Annotated in this window: 23 protein-coding genes, 1 other RNA gene and 1 pseudogene; 17 read left to right on the forward strand and 8 right to left on the reverse strand. The window is 47.2% G+C overall.

Annotation, left to right across the window (positions count from 1 at the left end):
- Positions 1 to 78 precede the first annotated feature (78 nt).
- The 6 genes and pseudogenes from LBCZ_RS04805 (at position 79) to LBCZ_RS04830 (ending at position 7,310) form a co-directional block, all read left to right on the forward strand.
- Positions 79 to 843, forward strand: coding sequence for a 1-acyl-sn-glycerol-3-phosphate acyltransferase (locus LBCZ_RS04805; protein ID WP_025013836.1), 765 nt, complete (start codon positions 79 to 81; stop codon positions 841 to 843).
- On the forward strand, positions 840 to 1,679 hold the full coding sequence (locus LBCZ_RS04810) for a glycosyltransferase (protein ID WP_039638873.1): 840 nt from the start codon (positions 840 to 842) through the stop codon (positions 1,677 to 1,679). Before LBCZ_RS04805 ends, LBCZ_RS04810 begins: the two co-directional genes overlap by 4 nt.
- A complete protein-coding gene (locus LBCZ_RS04815) occupies positions 1,680 to 2,636 on the forward strand; it encodes a glycosyltransferase family 8 protein (protein WP_025013837.1) in 957 nt (318 codons plus the stop codon).
- On the forward strand, positions 2,633 to 3,505 hold the full coding sequence (locus LBCZ_RS04820) for a lysophospholipid acyltransferase family protein (RefSeq protein WP_025013838.1): 873 nt from the start codon (positions 2,633 to 2,635) through the stop codon (positions 3,503 to 3,505). The genes LBCZ_RS04815 and LBCZ_RS04820 overlap by 4 nt, the downstream gene beginning before the upstream one ends.
- Positions 3,506 to 3,875: 370 nt before the next feature.
- Positions 3,876 to 4,928: an IS30 family transposase gene (locus LBCZ_RS04825; RefSeq protein WP_010620018.1), complete on the forward strand. Its 1,053-nt coding sequence runs from the start codon at positions 3,876 to 3,878 to the stop codon at positions 4,926 to 4,928.
- Between the two features lie 87 nt (positions 4,929 to 5,015).
- Positions 5,016 to 7,310 (forward strand): annotated as a pseudogene (locus LBCZ_RS04830) (alpha-galactosidase).
- A 120-nt stretch (positions 7,311 to 7,430) separates the two neighbouring features.
- Here LBCZ_RS04830 and LBCZ_RS16565 read toward each other — a convergent pair.
- Together LBCZ_RS16565 and LBCZ_RS04835 are read right to left on the reverse strand one after the other, a co-directional pair.
- On the reverse strand, positions 7,431 to 7,556 hold the full coding sequence (locus LBCZ_RS16565) for a hypothetical protein (RefSeq protein ID WP_263853161.1): 126 nt from the start codon (positions 7,554 to 7,556) through the stop codon (positions 7,431 to 7,433).
- 13 nt (positions 7,557 to 7,569) lie between these two features.
- On the reverse strand, positions 7,570 to 7,878 hold the full coding sequence (locus tag LBCZ_RS04835) for a hypothetical protein (RefSeq protein ID WP_025012926.1): 309 nt from the start codon (positions 7,876 to 7,878) through the stop codon (positions 7,570 to 7,572).
- Between the two features lie 394 nt (positions 7,879 to 8,272).
- Between LBCZ_RS04835 and LBCZ_RS04840 the strand changes: the two genes are divergently transcribed.
- The 5 genes from LBCZ_RS04840 (at position 8,273) to LBCZ_RS04860 (ending at position 9,603) form a co-directional block, all read left to right on the forward strand.
- The gene (locus LBCZ_RS04840) at positions 8,273 to 8,494 is read left to right on the forward strand and encodes a hypothetical protein (RefSeq protein ID WP_025012927.1); all 222 of its coding nucleotides are present in this window, start codon (positions 8,273 to 8,275) and stop codon (positions 8,492 to 8,494) included.
- Between the two features lie 161 nt (positions 8,495 to 8,655).
- Positions 8,656 to 8,853: a hypothetical protein gene (locus tag LBCZ_RS04845; protein WP_039638875.1), complete on the forward strand. Its 198-nt coding sequence runs from the start codon at positions 8,656 to 8,658 to the stop codon at positions 8,851 to 8,853.
- Positions 8,843 to 9,058 carry a hypothetical protein gene (locus LBCZ_RS04850; protein ID WP_025012929.1) on the forward strand — a complete coding sequence of 72 codons (216 nt, stop codon included), beginning with the start codon at positions 8,843 to 8,845 and terminating at the stop codon, positions 9,056 to 9,058. The genes LBCZ_RS04845 and LBCZ_RS04850 overlap by 11 nt, the downstream gene beginning before the upstream one ends.
- Positions 9,059 to 9,104: 46 nt before the next feature.
- The gene (locus tag LBCZ_RS04855; RefSeq protein WP_032958620.1) at positions 9,105 to 9,320 is read left to right on the forward strand and encodes a hypothetical protein; all 216 of its coding nucleotides are present in this window, start codon (positions 9,105 to 9,107) and stop codon (positions 9,318 to 9,320) included.
- 70 nt (positions 9,321 to 9,390) lie between these two features.
- The gene (locus LBCZ_RS04860; RefSeq protein ID WP_025012931.1) at positions 9,391 to 9,603 is read left to right on the forward strand and encodes a hypothetical protein; all 213 of its coding nucleotides are present in this window, start codon (positions 9,391 to 9,393) and stop codon (positions 9,601 to 9,603) included.
- A 647-nt stretch (positions 9,604 to 10,250) separates the two neighbouring features.
- On the opposite strand, the gene ssrA is transcribed toward LBCZ_RS04860, so the two are convergent.
- Positions 10,251 to 10,614, reverse strand: a transfer-messenger RNA (tmRNA) gene (ssrA, locus tag LBCZ_RS14430).
- Positions 10,615 to 10,728: 114 nt separating this feature from the next.
- On the opposite strand from ssrA, the gene LBCZ_RS04865 reads away from it, so the two are divergent.
- The 4 genes from LBCZ_RS04865 to LBCZ_RS04880 all read left to right on the forward strand — a co-directional run bounded on the left by LBCZ_RS04865 (position 10,729) and on the right by LBCZ_RS04880 (position 14,044).
- The gene (locus tag LBCZ_RS04865) at positions 10,729 to 11,124 is read left to right on the forward strand and encodes an SdpI family protein (RefSeq protein WP_025012932.1); all 396 of its coding nucleotides are present in this window, start codon (positions 10,729 to 10,731) and stop codon (positions 11,122 to 11,124) included.
- A gap of 16 nt (positions 11,125 to 11,140) precedes the next feature.
- Entirely contained in the window at positions 11,141 to 11,872 is a 732-nt protein-coding gene (locus LBCZ_RS04870) for a response regulator transcription factor (protein ID WP_025012933.1), read from the forward strand.
- Positions 11,869 to 13,416, forward strand: a complete 1,548-nt coding sequence (locus tag LBCZ_RS04875) for a sensor histidine kinase (RefSeq protein ID WP_025012934.1) — start codon at positions 11,869 to 11,871, stop codon at positions 13,414 to 13,416. The genes LBCZ_RS04870 and LBCZ_RS04875 overlap by 4 nt, the downstream gene beginning before the upstream one ends.
- Positions 13,417 to 13,510: 94 nt before the next feature.
- Positions 13,511 to 14,044: a GNAT family N-acetyltransferase gene (locus LBCZ_RS04880; RefSeq protein WP_025012935.1), complete on the forward strand. Its 534-nt coding sequence runs from the start codon at positions 13,511 to 13,513 to the stop codon at positions 14,042 to 14,044.
- Between the two features lie 64 nt (positions 14,045 to 14,108).
- Here LBCZ_RS04880 and LBCZ_RS04885 read toward each other — a convergent pair whose 3' ends face one another.
- Complete coding sequence (locus LBCZ_RS04885; protein WP_039638878.1) at positions 14,109 to 14,315, reverse strand: hypothetical protein; 207 nt, start codon at positions 14,313 to 14,315, stop codon at positions 14,109 to 14,111.
- Between the two features lie 314 nt (positions 14,316 to 14,629).
- On the opposite strand from LBCZ_RS04885, the gene LBCZ_RS04890 reads away from it, so the two are divergent.
- Both LBCZ_RS04890 and LBCZ_RS04895 read left to right on the forward strand, forming a co-directional pair.
- The gene (locus LBCZ_RS04890; RefSeq protein WP_025012936.1) at positions 14,630 to 15,064 is read left to right on the forward strand and encodes an ACT domain-containing protein; all 435 of its coding nucleotides are present in this window, start codon (positions 14,630 to 14,632) and stop codon (positions 15,062 to 15,064) included.
- A 22-nt stretch (positions 15,065 to 15,086) separates the two neighbouring features.
- Positions 15,087 to 15,590, forward strand: a complete 504-nt coding sequence (locus LBCZ_RS04895) for a hypothetical protein (RefSeq protein WP_025012937.1) — start codon at positions 15,087 to 15,089, stop codon at positions 15,588 to 15,590.
- 148 nt (positions 15,591 to 15,738) lie between these two features.
- On the opposite strand, the gene LBCZ_RS04900 is transcribed toward LBCZ_RS04895, so the two are convergent.
- The 4 genes from LBCZ_RS04900 to LBCZ_RS04915 form a co-directional block, all read right to left on the reverse strand.
- The gene (locus LBCZ_RS04900; RefSeq protein WP_032958623.1) at positions 15,739 to 16,074 is read right to left on the reverse strand and encodes a hypothetical protein; all 336 of its coding nucleotides are present in this window, start codon (positions 16,072 to 16,074) and stop codon (positions 15,739 to 15,741) included.
- Positions 16,052 to 17,359 (reverse strand): Y-family DNA polymerase, encoded by a 1,308-nt coding sequence (locus LBCZ_RS04905; RefSeq protein ID WP_025012939.1) that lies wholly within the window; start codon positions 17,357 to 17,359, stop codon positions 16,052 to 16,054. The genes LBCZ_RS04900 and LBCZ_RS04905 overlap by 23 nt, the downstream gene beginning before the upstream one ends.
- A gap of 223 nt (positions 17,360 to 17,582) precedes the next feature.
- Positions 17,583 to 17,753: a hypothetical protein gene (locus LBCZ_RS16075; RefSeq protein WP_041084714.1), complete on the reverse strand. Its 171-nt coding sequence runs from the start codon at positions 17,751 to 17,753 to the stop codon at positions 17,583 to 17,585.
- Positions 17,754 to 17,837: 84 nt separating this feature from the next.
- Positions 17,838 to 19,046, reverse strand: coding sequence for a zinc-ribbon domain-containing protein (locus tag LBCZ_RS04915; protein ID WP_039638881.1), 1,209 nt, complete (start codon positions 19,044 to 19,046; stop codon positions 17,838 to 17,840).
- Between the last annotated feature and the right edge of the window lie 3 nt (positions 19,047 to 19,049).

Consider the following 19,049-nt stretch of genomic DNA (forward strand, 5'->3'; position numbering starts at 1 on the left):
CCGTTCTTGGCTTGAGAGCGGAGTGGTTTACGTTCGGGCGCCATAACACGTTCACTCACGGGGAGAGAGGAGATCTTGATGGCTAAAGTTTTGACTTATCGGCGGTTGACCGATGACGTTGTTGCAGCGCCTAATCAAAATTCCGCCATTCCTGCTGATTATCGGTGGCAGCCTACGCGTGGGTTTCGACTGAAAGCGGATCTTGTTTATGGCGGATCATGGCTGTTTGCCCAAGGTTACTGTCGCATAAAGCTGCATGTCCGCAATCGGCAGGTTTTTCGTCAGGCAGCCTATTGCGGTTATTTTGTTTATGGTAATCATACCCAGCCGTTTGGGGATGTTTTCACGCCGATGCGGGTGAATCAATCACGCCGAGTATTTACATTGGCATCTGCTGCGAACTTGAGCGTCCCGGTTCTTGGCCGTCTGGTACCTTATGGCGGAGGTGTCCTGGTTCCACGGCGCTTACATCAGTTGCGTGATTTCAATACTGAAATTCGCCAGCTTATTCAGGCTAAGCATGTTGTCATGATTTATCCTGAAGCCCATGTCTGGCCGTATTATACCGGTATCCGCCCATTTGAGGCCGGTGCGTTTCATTATCCTGTTGAACTCGATGCGCCGGTTTTTGTGACCACTATGACGTATCAAAAACGCCATTGGCGGCGTAAACCGCGGCGGATTTTGTATGTCGACGGTCCATTTTGGCCTGATCGTCAACTCCCAATCAAGTTGCGGCAACAAAAGCTAGCCGAGCAGGTAAAAAAAGTCATGACGAACCGTGCCACTTTAAGCAATACCGAGTATATTCGATACCAACAGGAAGGGAGGGCGCGGCCGTGACCAGCAATATTTTGTTTTGCGGTGACGCGAGCATGACAGACGGCGTTTTGATTGCCACATTGTCGCTAATGAGGCAGACGCGCCACCCGTTACATATTTTTATTTTGACGGCGACGTTAACTGTCAAGGGCCATCATTACCAACCGTTCGCTGCTGAGACAGCTGAGCGGATGGCTAAGCTGATGCAGGCACAGAATCCGGAACATCAACTGACGCGGATTGACATCACGGAGCAGTTCTTGGCTAATCCACCGCTTGCTAACATGGGCACGATGTTCACGCCTTACTGTATGCTTCGGCTGTATGCCGATTTAGTGCCGGAGTTGCCCGATCGCGTGTTGTACCTGGATACGGATGTGATTTGCCGTCGCCCGTTTGATGCGTTTTACAATCAATCAATGACGGATGTTGATATTGCCGGTGTCTTAGATCATTATGGCAAATGGTGGTTTCATCATCGGCTTGCCTGGTTCGATTATCTTAATTCCGGCGTGCTGTTGATGAATCTTGCCCATATTCGGGAAGATGGTTTGTTGGTTCGGTGTCGGCGGCTGGTTCGGCATCGCTGGCTGTTCATGCCGGATCAAAGTGCTTTGAACATAAAGGCTAAATTCAAACGAATCTTGCCGCAAAAATATAACGAACAACATCAGCTTAAACCGCATACCGTCTTTCAACATTTCACGACTTTTTTTCGTTTCTGGCCATATTTTCGGATTGTCACCGTCAAGCCTTGGCAGATTCAGGCGGTGCATCAGCAGTTGGGATTGCATGAATATGATGATTTGTTGAAAGATTACCGCCATCTAGCCCCTAAATTGAAAGAAGTGTCTTAAATGACCAATACGACCACGGTTCCAATTTTCTTTTCGGTAGATGATGGGTACGTCCCATGTCTCGCCGTTGCGCTGACCTCGATTCGGGCGAATAAAAATCCCCAAGTTGATTTTGAAATCAATATTCTTAACAGCGGCTTATTGGCGGATAACCAAAAGCGACTAGCACCATTGGCAGCACCACACTTTAAGATCCGATTCATTGCGATGGATGCGGTGACCAAACAAATTAGTGGCGACACAAATAAGTTACGCGGTGATTATGTCACATTGACAATTTATTTTCGGTTGTTCATTGCCGATATGTTTCCCCAATATGATAAAGCTATTTATATCGATGCAGATACGGTGGCGGATGGGGATCTAACCACTTTATTTGCAACGGATATGGGCGATCATTTATTTGCCGGGGTGGCTGATCCGGTGATGATGACTTATCCGGAGACGATCGAATACATCCAGCGTGATTTTGGCGTTCAACCAGGCGAATATATTAATTCTGGTGTGTTATTGATGAATCTGGCTCAGTTGCGGAAGGAACACTTTTCAAGTCGGTTCCTGCATTTGTTGAAAACGTACCATTTCACAATGATTGCGGCTGATCAGGATTACATTAATGTCATTGCACAGCATCGAATCAAGTACTTACCGAAAATCTGGAACATGCAAACCGGCGTGCCGACCGCTGCAGAACCCGGTGGCAAGCTGATTCACTATAATCTTTTTGGTAAGCCGTGGCACTATCAAAATGCCAAGCTAGGCGACCGATTCTGGCATTACGCGCCGGCTTCGGGGTTTGAAAACGATTTGAAGCAACAGTTAGCAGCGTTTACGCCAGCTGACCAACAAGCTGATCGCGACAGTATGGCCGGCATGTTGAAGACCGCAGTCCAAGCATGTCATACAAGTAACACCATCTTGAATGCCGTCAAACATGGTGAACAGGTTGCGCTATGAAGTCGGGGAAGTTTGTCGGACCGGATCGGGCGGCGGTGATTGACAATATTCGGCGAGCGGTCGCTGCTAAAACGTTCAACGTCAAAGTCGAGGAGCATGATCCGACTTTTTCTGAAGCAGAGGAAACGGCGATTATCAACCGCTATCTACATCAGCGGCAGGCGTGGTCGTTTCGGCTCAAAACATTGATTTGCCGCCTCATGGTGAATGCTTATTCGCTGCGGGTGACAAAAGATGTTGACGTTGTTGGTATTGACAAGATTCGCGCGATTAAAAGCGGCGGAGTGATTACCAGTAACCATTTTAGTCCATTCGAAAATATGGCCGTGCGCAAAGCGGTCCGATTGGCTGGCCGTCATCGGATGTATATCGTGAGTCAGGATACGAACTTGGCCATGAAAGGGCTGTTGGGGTTTGTCATGAACTATGATGATACGATTCCGTTATCCGGGCGACCCAGTTTTCTGAACGGGCCGTTTATGCAAATGCTGACGGCGGCGTTTAACGGGCATCATTGGGTTCTGATTTATCCAGAACAGGAGATGTGGTTTAATTACCGCAAACCGCGGCCACCAAAGCGCGGCGCTTATTTTTACGCGGCGTCTGGCAATGTGCCGATCATTTCCTGTTTCACGGAAATTCGCGATCTGCCGGCCAGAGAGAATCAACAACTGCGGGAAGTTCGCTACATTCTCCACGTCCTTGATCCCATTTATCCCGATCCCAAATTATCGGTTCGCGATAACAGTTTTCAAATGATGCAACGCGATTACCAGCAAAAGTGTCGTGCCTATGAAGCTGCTTATCATCGGAAATTGACGTATACCTTTTCATCACAAGACATTGCAGGCTGGGATCCGCAAAAATAAAAAGAAGCCGGGAGCCGTTTTCAAAATTATGAAAACAGTTTCCGGCTTTTGTGTATGGATGCGAACTGACTTCATTTCTGCGATTGGGAAACATTTTGCCATTTAAGCGAAAAGTATTCGCAGGCAAGTGCCTGGTGCTCATTGAGAAAATTCATAATTGCTTTTTCAGAAAACAACATCTGCGCAAATTCTATGCTATAACGAAGGTAATGAACAAAATCAACGGGGGATCTCAATTGATCGACGTTCGCGCATTTTAGAATCAAGTTAGCCACTGTCTCAAAATTTTTTGGACAATAAAAAACATCAAGAACAGATATCCTGTATCATTGAAGTTCCTACACAAACAATGGAAGAGGATATTGTCTTGATGCAGAAACAGGATAGCACACACCGCCAAAAAGGTCAGCACTTAACATCACTCGAGCGCGGAAAAGTGGCCGGATTCCGCCAAGCTGGGAAGTCCAATCGTTGGATTGCTGCTGAAATTGGCGTCTGCCCGCAGACCATTAATAATGAAATCAAGCGAGGTACAGTAGATCAGGTCAAGAAGAGTAATGGCAAGCGCGTCTACCATCGACAATACCTGCCAGAGGCTGCTCAGGCACGTTACGAGACTGCACGCTTGAGCTGCCATCGTCCTGACAAGTTCGCCAGCGTACAGGTCTTCTTAGCCTGGTACGTACAGCGAGCTAAGCAGGACAAATGGTCGCCGGATGCTTCAATCGGCTATGCCAAGCGACACAAGCTGTTTACTCCTGAAGAGCTTGTTTGTGCCTCGACTTTGTACCAGTACATTGACGACCAACGCCTAGAGATTCGAAATATCGACCTGTTGGAGAAGACTAAGCGGAAGACCTCTCACCAGCACCACACCAAGGCTAAGCGCCTGGCTGGCCGCAGTATCGAGGAACGGCCTAAGGTCGTTGAACGACGCAGGCAGTTCGGTCACTGGGAGATGGATACCATTGTCGGTAAACGCAATGGCAAGGAGAGCGTCATCTTGACTCTGATTGAGCGCAAGACCCGTTGCCAACTTCTCCGCTTGATCGAAGGACGAGATGCAGACTCTGTGAGCTATGCATTGCGTGGAATCAAGCGCGAATGGGGAGCTTGCATCAAGACCATCACAGCCGACAACGGACCCGAGTTCACCGCCTTAAATACTGCTTTTGCTGGGACGGAAACTGAGATCTTCTACGCCCATCCTTACACGTCCTGCGACCGTGGCACCAACGAGGCACATAACCGGATGATCCGCCAGGACTTCCCTAAGGGCATGTCCCTAGATGACATTAGCCCTAGTCAAGTGCAGGCCACGCAAGACCGCTTGAATCAGTTGCCTCGCAAACAACAGGGCTACTGCACACCCCAGCAAAACTTTGAGGCCGAAGCTCGGCGCGTTCGCCGCATGGCCCAGTAGTCTCTCTAGCGCCACAACTTCTATTTGATAACGGCCTGTTCTGGGATTGTCCTCAACGACTGGCTAACTTGTTCTTGCAATTTACGATTGATCGACGTTATTCACGATCATGCCTTTCATTTGTATAATCAGAAAATCAGTTATCTATGTTCGCTGTTGCCAAATGGGCAGCTTGGGCACCTTTATTTTGGACCGCGACTTTCACTAACCAACGCAGACTTGGATTATTTGTCACAAGGTTCCAGTCCGTATGCCTGGATGGCTAATTTTTCTAGTGACCAGCCTTTTGCTTTAGGCGATGCCCAGCAGGAATATCCGGTTTATGGTACCGGTGATTTTAGGCAAGGTAGTTTAAGTGTGACGCAGGACGATGCACCGGTGTATCCGAATTTTGTGTTCAAAGACTATCATGTCAGTCACACGAAAATGCGTGATCTTCATCATCCGACCAGTTTTGGTAATCCGGCTTTGACGGATGTTTTGACGATTCATCTGGAAGACGAAACGGCACAATTGTTACTGACGTTGCAATATACCATTTTTTCCGACAGTGCGACGGTGGTTCGAGCTGCGACTTTGACCAACCAAGGCTCTGAACCGGTGATGATTCAGCGGATGTTGAGTGGGGTCTTGAATCTGCCGCAGGGTCGATTTGATGTGGTGCACTTATCTGGTAATTGGGCAAAAGAGCGGCATATTCAAACTCAGCCACTAACGCAAGGTACGTTTTCGGTCGAGTCGTTGCGGGGAGCCTCCAGTCATGAACAGAATCCTTTTGTGGCCTTACATGCTGTCAATCGGTCGTTTACCAGTGGTGACACTTATGGCGCCAACTTGATTTATTCCAGCAATTTCTTGGATAGTATCGAGGTCAACGAGTGGGATCAGACGCGGCTACTAATCGGTATTCATCCAGCATCCTTTAGTTGGCGTTTGGATCCGAAGACTAGTTTTACCACGCCTGAAGCAGTTTTTAGTTTCAGTTCCGGCGGGCTTGCCGGACTGGCACAGGTCAATCAGCGGTTTGTAGCGCGGCATATTATTGATCCGCAATGGCGCTAAAAAACGCGTCCGGTGGTATTAAACAGCTGGGAAGCAACTTATTTTGACTTAAATGAACAAAAGCTGTTGCGCTTAGCCAAACTCGGGCGCCAAGTCGGGGTGGACTGTTTTGTCCTTGATGACGGCTGGTTTGGGACGCGTGATAACGATCTGAGCTCGCTTGGGGATTGGTTTACCAACAAGCACAAGTTTCCGGACGGACTTGGTCACTTTGCCCAGGAGATTCACGACCTCGGATTGCAGTTCGGTCTGTGGTTTGAACCGGAAATGGTGTCACCGCGGTCGCAGTTCTTCCAGAAGCATCCGAATTGGGTAGTCCGGCTAAAACGCGGGCGCTTCTCGATCACTCACAATCAGTATGTGCTCGACTTCAGCAATCCGGCGGTCGTGAACAATATTTTTGATCAGATGCAAAAAGTCATCACCGAAACGCATCTGGATTACGTTAAGTGGGATCTGAACCGGAGTATCACCGAAGCATACTCACCTTATTTGGCTAAAATCGGTCATCCGCAGGACGAGTTTTTCCACCGCTATGTTCAAGGTTTCTATACACTGTATCAGAAACTGTTGACGGCATTTCCGCAGTTATTGATTGAAGGTTGTGCTGGTGGCGGCGGACGGTTTGACTTGGGCATTCTCTTTTATAGCCCGCAAATCTGGACAAGTGATGACACCGATGCCATTGAACGGCTGGCCATTCAGTCAGGAACGGCGCTTGCCTATCCATTAAGTTGCATGAGCAATCACGTTACGGCTGTGCCGAATGAACAGGTCGGACGGACAACGCCATTGGCAACCCGTTTTCGCGTTGCAGCGTTTGGTATTTTAGGCTATGAACTTGATTTAACCAAGCTGTCACCAAAAGAATTGGCAACGATCAAGGACCAGATTTCTTACTATCATGATCTGCAGCCGCTTGTTCTAAATGGCGACTTCAGCTTATTGTTGCCGCGGCAATCCAATGGCCAGAATCAAGTGGCATGGTTGCTGAGTGATCATGCCCGTAAGCGACTGGTTTTAGGGTTCTTCCGCGTCCTTGCCGATGCCGACAGCCGGACAGTGCAATATATGAAAATACCGTTAGCCCAGCCGAATCGCCGTTATTGGGTGAATGGTCACACCGGCCCGATTTCCGGTGATGTCCTTCAGCGGGTCGGAGTCCGCTTACCGATTCAGTTTAACAGTGCCAACCGCGAGCAAGCCCAACTCATTGGTGACTACCAATCTGCCTTGTTGACGTTTGACGGGGTCACCGATATAAAGGCCATTAATCGGCGGCGTGAAGAAGAAGGCAAGGAGAAAGTCAGTCACGCCTGAATAATTTTGGCGCATGAAGACAGTTGAACATTAAAAAACGCCTGCTGTCGTGACGTGTTCTCTAAGAATTTAGGGGACAAGCCGCAACGGCAGGTGTTTTGTTTTTCTTTTTCGTTTGATTTACGATTGGCGACGCTTGGTCAACAGCAGGATGCCGGAGACAAGGCTCATGCCACTGGCAACAACGCCGAGACTGCCGGCGATGATCGTGACAATCGCAATCGGTCGATGCTCGATCTTCTTCATGGATCCTTCCTTTCTAGTGCTGGGTAGGGTCGTAGCTAATGACAATGCACGAATCCTGATTAGGGTTTTCAATCCGTTCGTCATTTGATTCATTGTTAAGCAAATTCGGTTCGTCGCTGTGACGGAATCGGGCTTGAAAAATAGTTTCGTCGTTAATTCGTTTGATGTAACGTGCAGCGGCACCTGGACTCACGAGCTGAATGGACGTTGCCTGACCGTTGTTAACGGCATCATTCAGTTCAGCAATTGTACCGGCAAGCTCGTCATGCGAAAAACCGACCGATTCTAGAATGTTGATTAAGGTGGTAACTTCGTGATTCATGGTTGTACCCTCCTGAGCGTTCGCCAGCCCGGTTTTTGCGACTGCGAACGCGTTAATGTGAATGAGTTATAACTCTTTTGAATTGGCTCTACTATTTTACCAAAACACGGCTAATCTGAGGTGATTTTTAGCTCGGAGATGCTGCTGATTTTAGTGTGAGTTTGATAAAGCATGGGTACACAAGAAGAACTTTAAAGACAATCGTGAAGAACTCACTAAGTATACCAAGCTAAATTAAGGATGGTCTGACGAAATCAATATCGGTTTTCAAGGAGATCAAGTATAATAAATCTGAAAGGTAGCAGCACCTTCAGCGTAATTATTATGCGCTTGAAAAGCTCGAGTCTGGTAAGAGGAAGCGAACCCACATCGTTCCTTGGGGAGGTTACAAAAGATGAAACTCACAAAGAATCTTAGAGGTAAGCGAGTAAGAATCGGTTTTAAAGACCCTGAGGCTATTGTTACACCTGCAAAGTGGAACCACGCTTTGGTGACTTACTACACGAGTGAGTTGGATGACGATAAAGGTGAGAATATTGAAATCAGTCTTGATAACGATCCAACTAGTTATGTCGTGTATGGGGACGAGATTAAATCTATTGAGGTTGTTAAATAAGTAGCACGTCCACCGCGGGGGTGACGTTAAACTTAGCCGGCAATCAAACTATACTAAAAAAGTTCAGCAAAAAAATGAAGAGTTATTTAGAGTGTTTATGAAAATAAATTTTGGCCTTTGTTGACGATGCGAGCTTCAAGAAAAGGTCACGGACGCAATTGATGCAGATGAAACTGACGATTATTTTTTCTGTCGGTCGTCTGAAGGTGCAATTTATTGGCGTTGATACCCAGAAACGAACTAAATATGGTGAGATGCTTGGAATTAAAGAAAATGGCAACGAGGATTATGACTTCGTAATTTATTACGGCAAAACTGGTGCGCATTCAGTTCCATGGAGGAAACAACATGAATCTTGATAAATATCTATTTAAAAATGTTCTGCTGACCTTTTCTGATGGACAAGTTTTGGCTGGCTATATTGACGATGTTACCGAAGCTGAGGATAACGGAAATAATGAGCAGTCTATGACGATTATCCCAGCGGAAGGCTCACTAAAGGGACGACCTGTTGAGGTTTTCAAGTCTGAGACTAAGACGGTTTCTCAGTCACGTCCATCGTAGGAATGACGTTAAATTCGGCTAGCAATTACACATAGGGATGAGGATGATGAAACTTGAAAATTACGATAATAAGACGGTCAAAATCATCCTCACTGATGGTGCAATTATTACGGGATACATTGATGAGTGGGTGCCTGTAGAGGATTCTGAATCTGGTAGGCAAGAGATCACGATTTCACCTCGCGAAACGCTATGGCTTGCCATCGGTCCGTACATTTCGCTTTCAGAAGACGAAATAAAATCTATTGAAGTCATTAAGTAATAACACGTCCACGGGGGAATGACGTTAAACTTAGCCTGCAATCACACCATACTGAAAAGATTGGCACAAAATGAAGAGTTATTTAGAGTATTTAGGAAAACAAGTTTTGGTGTCTTTTGTTGACGGCGACGAGCTTCAGGGAAAGGTCACGGACGCAATTGATGCAGATGAAACTGACGATGGGGTGCCTTATATGACGATTATTCCTTCTGTGGGTCGTCTGACGGGGCAATTTATTGGCGTTGATGCAAATGAAATCAAGTCCATTAAAGTTATTGAATAACTAAAGCGTCCATCGCGGCGGTGACGTTAAACTCGGTCTGCTATCACGAGCATCATTTATGGTTGTCAAAAAGTGTTAATGAACTTCAAATAGGAGAATGGGGTAGAGTAATGCTGATAATGTTTTTATTGACTGCTACGCTGTTTTGTTTTAGATACGCATCTAGGCGACTCATCCGATCGCTCCCACTAAAAAGTTGATTGCCCAAAACTACTGCCGCGATTGTCAGCGGGATCAGCCACAATACGGGTCGCCGTCCATTTTCTTGTTTCAGATGACATGCTGTTATTTCCATGTTAGAATGAGTCTACAAGAAGTAAGGGCCTCGTCCTTTGCTCTGTTACTTTTACCACTTTAGAAGCCATTTGATGAATGCCGCGATGCCGGTCGCGATCAGAATGATATTAGCAGCCGTTCCTGACTGATAGTATCTTTCTTCATCACTTGGCTTTTTTCTTTACCAATTTTGTTGTTAGTAGTTTTTGTTATCCTTCAAAACACGTGCTATTAAAGGTGTTTCAAGACTGCAAAGCAGACATCAGACGGACACATTTTTTTAAAACACCCCCAAACACCCGCAAACAAAAAGCCCCGAAATGCTGATTTAACAGCATTTCGGGACTAACTGGAAACTAGAAAAAGCTTAATAATGGAGGTGAGGAGAATCGAACTCCTGTCCATCACCCCTGCTACATGCAGCTCTACACCCATAGCTGATTAATTTAAAATTCGCCGCAATGTCGCGCCAGTCAGCAAGGCTAACACAAGGCGGCTAACCTACTAGTCTCTTGTTGATGCCTCAGGTGGCAGCATCAACCGTAGCTCAATGATTTGAGACCCAGACCCGACCCTTGAGCGAAGTCGGAAGGATCACGCTAGCTGGTTATTAAGCAGCTAAAGCGTAAGAATTTTCGTTCTTTGCAGTTATATTAACTGTTCCGTTGATGACGGAGCCGAGCCTCCGAGGTGCACCGCATGCGCGAAAAGCAATGTCGAGACCATTACACCCCCGACAAGGTGCAAATGATATTTTACCACGGTATAATTAAACCTGTCAAAATGTTTGCACTTGGTACTATACTGACGCAAACTTAGGTTTTAAGCTAATTTTATGGAGGCATGTCTATGATCTTACTTGTTGCTGGATGCATGCAATTACTAATGGGCATCCTTCTGGTACTTTTTCGACCGCGACATCAAACCAATTTCTGGGGCTACACATCCTATCTCGCCAGTGTCAATGCCGATAGTTTTCGTCTAGCGCAACGGTGGTTTTGCCAGGCATTGATTGTTACCGGTGCGCTCGAAGGCGCTGCCGGTTGGATCATTCACCGGCTTTCGTGGGATAATTTTTTCATCATTTGGCTTTTTGTGGCTGTACTGTTATTCTTACCGGGATTCGTTTATACCGAAAGCCGGCTAAGACAGTATCTTGAAGCCCATCACCAGCTTCCTTACGATTATGTCGCACCGGATGACGTTCCGAAACCTAAACGCCGTAAAGGTTTTAAAGATTTGTGAAATGAGGGGTTTATCAGTGAAACTATTAATGATTGAAGACAATACAAGCGTGGCAGAAATGATGGCCATGTTTTTTCAAAAAGAAAAGTGGGAAGTCGTGAACGCTTATGATGGCGAAGAAGGGCTTGCTAAGTTTAAAGAAGCACCTGACAGCTTTGACATCATCACCCTGGATCTGAATCTTCCTAAAATGGACGGGATGCAGGTGGCCAAGGAAATCCGCCAGATCAGTGAAACCGTCCCGTTGATTATGTTGACGGCCCGCGATACTGAAAGTGACCAGGTGCTGGGACTTGAACTCGGCGCGGATGACTATGTAACCAAACCGTTTTCGCCGATTACGCTAATTGCGCGTATCAAGGCGTTGCATCGCCGCGCTGAAGTTGGTGCCGAAGTCGGTGCGGAGCAGGCGGCGCCGGAGGAAAAGAAGGATGGCTTTGACGTTGAAACCGACCATTTCAAGCTCAGTACCAAGACGCGTGAAGCTTATTTGAATGGCAAACAAATCGAAGGTCTGACACCCAAAGAGTTCGACTTGTTGCACACGTTATCTAAGAGCCCCAAGCAGGTCTTTTCCCGCGAACAATTACTTCAGCTGGTGTGGGATTATGAATACTATGGTGACGAACGCGCAGTCGATGCGCATATTAAAAAGCTGCGTCAAAAGATCGAAAAGGTCGGTCCGCAAATCATTCAAACCGTTTGGGGCGTCGGGTACAAGTTTGATGATTCGGGGCTTGATCAATGAAAATGCTCTATCAACAGTTAATCGGCTTTTTTTCAGTTATCATGGTGACCTTGGTAATTGTGTCGATTCTGTTCATTCGTTCGACAACCAATACAGTTTGGGAAAATGGGTTTAAGCAGCTTGAACAGTACACTGACGTTTTAAAAAACAACGCTGTCGATGAAAATACTTACGTGATCAATGCACGCTTTATCCAAAATGCCGAGGAGATTCTTAGCGATCAACACGTGCATTTTGTTATTTATGATGCGAACAACGTGGCTAAGTATCCGGTTTCACAAAAAAGCCCGATGGCAGCGATTAAATCAAGTTACTGGAAAAAGTTAAAACAAGGTTCAGCCGTTGCCGTACCGGAGCTGATGACGAATCCTGTGAGCGGCCTGTCCCAAAATATGACGATCTATTACCAGCCGGTTTTTTTGAGTGAGAAACTACTATTTGTCATTGCGGCATTTGCACCGGTCGAGCAAATTCAAAGCTCGATTAACAAGACCGAGCACAACTTACTCATCGCTTTCGTTTTATCGACTTTGGCGGCCTTTATTATCAGTTACTTCATTGCGTCGTATCAGGTTCGCCGCATTAATCAACTGCGCCAGGCGACGCATCAGGTGGCGGAAGGCAACTACGATGTGACCGTTAAAATGAAAAGCCGCAGCCATGATGAAGTGGCAGAACTAGCGGATGATTTTCGTGACACGGTGACGTCTTTGAAAGCCAGCCAGCAGGAAATTCAGCGGCAAGAAGATCGGCGCCGGCAGTTTATGGCGGATGCAGCTCACGAAATGCGGACACCGCTGACGACGATTAACGGCTTGCTGGAAGGCTTGGCTTATGATGCAATTCCCGAAGAAAGCAAGGGGAAGAGCATTGAACTCATGCGTAACGAGACCGATCGTTTAATTCGCTTGGTCAACGAGAACCTTGATTATGAAAAGATTCGCACGAATCAGATTCTTTTGAGCAAACATACCTTCAACGCCCGCAAGGATCTTGATAATATTGCCGAACAACTGGCACAAAAAGCCGAAGAAGCTGGCGACAAGATTACGATTGAAGCACCGGAAAAGCTGCCAACTTATGCCGACCACGACCGGTTTGTTCAGATCATGTTCAACATTGTCCAAAATGCGGTTCAGTTTACGCAAAATGGACAAATTACGATTAATGGGAAATTAGGCTACCACCAAACCGAGTTTAGGGTGAGTGATACCGGCATCGGTATGTCCAAAGATCAGATAAAGAACATCTGGGAGCGATATTATAAAGCTGATCCTTCGCGGAAAAATACGAAATACGGCGAATCCGGTCTAGGTATGGCCATTGTCCATCAACTGATGGGCCTGCATGGCGGCACCATTGATGTTGACTCTGAATTAGGATCAGGTACCACGTTTACTTTAATCTTCCCTGATGAAGAGACGGCACCTAAGCAAAAGAAGCAAACCGGTTCAAAGCCATCAGGCGATTCAGCTGCGACCAAGCCAGACTCGACAGCCAACACCACCAGTGGCTCAGATCAGCAGACTAAGCCAAATAAATAACGCATCCTCAAAAATGGCAGTGATATCGAAACAGCACGTCACCGAAACGTTAAAACGTGTATAATAAAATTATTATAACAAAAGGGAGACAATTATGACCATTCGACGAATACAGCAAAACGACTTTGCCGAGGTAGACGCCTTATTGCAAACCGCATTTAGCGGCAGCAAGCGCGGCTATCACGGAGAAGCAGCGTTATTCGCTGAGTTACGACGCACCGTTGATTATGATGCAGCGCTGGAAGTGGTGGCGACCATCGACGGTCATTTAGTCGGTTACGGATTGATGACTGCAGTCACCATTACGCCTGATGCCCATATGCAAGGTGTGGCCTTGGCCCCTTTGGCCGTAGCACCTGATTATCAAGGCAGTGGATTAGGGATGGCGATTGTTTCGGAGCTCGATATGCGGGCCACAGATCTACGTCGCGATTTTGTCAGCGTCATCGGCGATCGGCAGTTCTTCGGCCGCATCGGCTTTCGCAAGGCCGCAAACTATCGACTCGAGCCACCGTTTCCGATCGTGGCCGAAGACCATCTCATTAAGGAGCTGGTCCCCGGCGTTTTGGCTAGCGTGCGCGGAAAAGTCAATTACGCGCATCCTTTTTTAGCTGAAACATTGGAGTAACATCAGGCGTTAACAGTGATGAGCTGCGGTTAAAACCGCAGCTCATTTTGTCTGGCAAGAGGTGTTACTTTTTCTTGTGACTTTTGGACGTGTCGGTGACGTGGTGCGCCATATGTAATGCACCGATACAAAGTCCACCACTGATGAGCCCGCTGCCCATTAACGCGTCATCACTCAGGTGCGGCCAGTATTCGACAAACGCTATAAACGCGATGATGATTGCCACTGTCAGTAATTGCCAAGATAAATGATACGGTTGCCGCATCTTCATTCAAAAGCCCCCTCATGCTTTTCCCTTCAAAGACACCATCAGCCTACTGCAAAATAGCAGACGTTTAAAGGTTCATTGATGAAATAGGTGCAGCTATCGAGCTATAACGGAGATTACCTAAAGTGGAATTGACAGCGCTTGGCGAAGTGTTATAAGTAAAGAGAGCTTATTTTCCTGAAAACATGTCAAATCTTTTACAATTTGACGATTGCTTTTCAGAAGTGGCAATGACTGTTACAATATGAACATATTCGAACGGATGTCTGTCGGTGAGAAGCGCATACTGGCAGTCGGTTCATTTTGGGGGGATTCGCGTGAAGCAGTTTTATATTGTTGACAGTTCGATTCTTCCGGACGTGGTCGGCAAAGTGATTGCCGCGCGGGCATTGCTCCAAAATGGCGAAGTTAAACAGGTGAGCGAAGCGGTTAAGCGAGTTGGCATTTCCCGCGGCACTTATTACAAATACAAGGACTATGTGTTTTTACCAGATCATGAAATGGCATCACGTAAGGCGGTCATTTCATTGATGCTTCATCACGATCGCGGCATTTTGTCGGAAGTTTTGACTGTGATGTCACAAGCTCAAGCCAGCATTGTGACCATTAACCAGAATATTCCGATCCACAACTGGGCAAGTGTCGTTATATCATTTGATATTTCGGCGCTTCAAGGAACCCTCGATGATCTCGCTACTAAACTTGGCGGCATTCGCGGTGTCAGTGATGTGCACCTGATTTCCATTGAATAAACAGCATGTTTTTGGAGGCTTTATGAAAATAGCAATTAAATTGTTGCTCTGGGTTTTAGTCGCTGGCGTTGCTTTATTTCCAGCGTTGTTACTGATTTTGTTTGTGATTGGCCTAAGCGTCGTGATTTCCGGCGCCATGGCAGTTAGTGCTGTTGGCTTTGTTTTGAGCATCATTTTTGTCGCACTAGTGGGCTTAAGCATTATGATTCCAAGTGTTTTGCTCATTATTCGCTTCATGACTTTTCGGACGGTTAATGCGCGTTTCCGGCATGGCAATCAACGTATTGTCTTGCCAGTAAGCGTCCGGTTAACGGGTCGTTCCATTTACCACGCAATTTATGAGAACTTTAAGGCCGGACGGCGCCAAGGTAAACATTTGGTGCAGGCGTGGAGTTTTGGGTTTGAAACCTACTTCCATGAAGATCTTCAGGCTTATCTAGCGGATCAGATTCTTGCCCAGCATGGCCCCGAGATGGCTGAGGCCTTTGTGCTTGATGAACGCCACTCTTATACGATTGCCTATTAATTTGATCAATCGTCTGATGGTGGCATCGATCAATTAGTGCTAATCATGATGAAAAGTCGGTCTTGTTGTCTGAGACCGGCTTTTTTCTTGGACCCAATATTCAGTTTTTAGCTGTAGTAGGCACGCAGTCAGACTGCCAAGTAGGGCATCATTCATCAAGACGGGCACGTCGTTGAATAACTCGGTTGGTTTGCGGCCAGCGCATGTCTTCAAAGCCGACAAATTCAATGGTTAATTGCGTTTGTTTGCGTAACAAACCAAGGAAAGCCTCTAACTGGGCAAGATCATAGCCGTGCAGACTATGCAAAGGGATCGAGCGCTGCCGCTGGTCCTTGGGTTGGATGTTAAAAAAGAAGTTAAACGCTGGCGTGTAGGTCTGATTCACCAGTGAGATCCAATACCGTGTGTTTCGTTTGCGCTTAAATAGTGGCGCTAACCGTTCCACAATGATTTTAAGGTCTTTAGTCATAGCTATTGCCGCCATTGTGTCCTCCTACCAGTGATGCACGCTGAATGGCTGTGCCGCCACGCATCGCGCTTTTGGCGTACACCAACGCCTTGAAACCAAAGCGACTGCGAATCGTATCGAGTGTTCGTTCCAGATCAGTGGCCTTGATTTGGCGATCGACCGGTTCAAAAAAGTTGAGTTGTTCGCCGGTGTCAGGTGCCAGACGGGATGTGAAGACGGCAACGTTACGGATGACTTCACCATGCCAGTTCTTTCGAAAAATCTCGCGCAACGCTGCAACAATGTCGGTGTTGCGATTGGTCGGCAGAATCCGCTTTGCTTGCGTAAAGCCGGACCGACCGTCTTGCTGGCTTTCTGCATATGAAAATCCGATACCCAGTGAAAGCTCACCGGCACGTTTATGATGATGGCGTAAGCGGGCTGCGACCTGTTCACCGATTTCTTTGATGACAATTTCGATTTCGAATTGATTGCTATAGTCGCGCGGAAGCACTTGGGAATTACCGATACTTGGCTGGCGGGTCACGATGCGCTTGCTGATTTTGGTGCGATCAACGCCCCAAGCGGTTGCAAACAGCTGAGTGCCGATAATACCCATTTCCTGTTTTAAGGCATAGGGATTCGCATGGGCGAGTTCGTACATGTTCGTAATGCCCATGCGCGCTAAATGCGCTGCTGTGCGGTGACCGATACTCCAGACATCGGTCATCTCGTTAATTTTCCAGATGGTGTTCGGGACCGTCGCATACTTGATGATGCCAAGCAAATCAGGACTGTGTTTGGCATAAACATCAAGGGCAATTTTGGCTTGCACCGGGTTTTCACCGATCCCGACCGTGGTCCGCAGACCTAGCTGCTGTTGAACAGTCGATTGAATGAGCTTGGCAACTGCCTCTGGTGTTTTTCCAAACAGTCGCCAAGTATGGGTCATATCAAGGATGGATTCATCGATTGAGTAGGGCCATAAATCTTCATCGGCGACAAATTGACGAAAAATATCGTTAATGGCCAGATTTTTCTGAATGTAGAGGTTCATGCGTGGCGGAACGACAATCAGATGCGGTTCGTTGGGCAGATCGCGCTGGCGACTGACATTATTTTTGAGACCGTACATTTTTTTGGCCATAGGCGAAGTCGCTAAAATGAGTCCGCCGTTGGTGTTCTCCTGTTCAGACATCACAACTAGGATGGTTTTGAGCGGATCAAGTCCACGCTCAATGCTTTCGACTGAGGCGTAAAAGGACTTATTGTCAATCAAAAAAATGACCCGATGCGGTTCGTGTGGATAATCATAGGCCATGAAGATCACCTCTGTTTATCATTATACGAACATATGTTTGCTTAGGCAAGTTATTTATTTTTTGGGGGATGTTATAACGCGCTCTCCGGCGCAGAAGTCTGCGACCAAGGCCACTTGCACTCCGACTTCTAAGCGCGCCGACTCACGCTCAGCGCCACATAAAAACCCCTGCTGTGCATATGCACAAACAGGGGCATCAATGAAGCTATCAAAATGCAAACATCTAGCGCATGCAACCGCCCATGTGCCAGGACGAAATGCCGCGCATCATGCTGCCGTGGGCTGTTCCCATGCCACCGCCATTGTTAAAGACTTCCAAAATAAACAGGGCGGCAAAGATGGCGGCAATGACGATTAACGTGACCACTAATGGCCGCCACTTATCTGATGTCATACGATCCGCCTCCTAACGAATTAAATTCGGATACTGCCATTAGTATAACACCATGGCATCAATGACAAAGGGGATGCGGACAAATCAGTCATCGCGTTCCCATTTAATTTTGAGATTGGTTTCGATCAGATCTTCATCATCAAGTGCAAAGGGTTCAACGACACTGCCGCCATCAGACTTGGTGAATTTAATGTTGAAGACATTGCCGTCACGATAAACGACTTCCCACTTACCATTGCTTGGTGTGCCGTTATTGGCCGCTGTATAAGTGCCATCGCTATTAAAAGTGAACGTTGCCCGGTCGCCTGATTCCCAGCGCCCAACAATGCCACTGGTGGAATGATTGTCGTTGCGTTTTGACGTGTCGGAAGGATACTGGCGGGTTGTTTTCGTGACGCCATTGTCATCATAATCGTCATCGTTGTCATCGTCGTGGGTATTGCTGTCTGGATGTGAATTTTGCGATGCGGTGGTACTGGAAGATGTGGTACTGGAGGAAGCCGTTGCCGCATCTAAAGTTAAATCCGATGCTTGACCTTTTAGCGGGATCACAACTTCCCGCGTGAAATCTTTGGTTGAGCCGTCATGCGTGCCGCTGAGTTTAAGCGTGTAGACGCCTGGTAGTTGGCCGGTGATGATATATTGGCCGTCATGCGCTTTGGCTTGCGCTGGCGTGCCGTTCAAAGTGAGTGTGGCATTTTTAAGGTTGGTTTTGACGACAGCATCGGCGGTCCCTAATTTGACTTTATATTTTGGAAAAATAAGCAGCTCATGGCCTGCCTTGACAATCTGAACTGTGCCGCTGGTCGACTTAGCCATAATCATACTATGCAGAAGACTGCGATCACTGCGGTTTTTGATAAGTTGCGCAAGGGGCTTCAAATCGTCCTCGTGCAACGCCGTGCCATCGCTGGCTACCGCGACTTCCGCCATATCATCGGCATCCCCACTGGTCATTTCTTCGGCCAGCTCGGTGACTTGCCGATCCTGACTGTAATAAGTCGCACCAGCAAAATAAGCGATTCCCAGTATTAAGATCACGGCAATCCCGGTTACGAGCAGCCAGCGCCGTGGTGATCGTGGTGGGCGGCGACGTTCGGCAGTAGCCGTTGTGGAAGAAGCGATGGGTGAAGGAGTGGCAGGTGACGATTGTGAATTGGCTGCTTCTTTTTGACTTGTGCTTTGCGCCTGTTGTCGCGCAGCACGCAAATCAAAGCCGCAGTTTGGACAAAAGTCATCATCAGGGCCAATCGGTTGACCGCAGTTAGGACAAAATTTTAAAGATGCTTGCATGGA

The organism is Lacticaseibacillus casei DSM 20011 = JCM 1134 = ATCC 393 (assembly GCF_000829055.1).
Lineage (GTDB): Bacteria > Bacillota > Bacilli > Lactobacillales > Lactobacillaceae > Lacticaseibacillus > Lacticaseibacillus casei.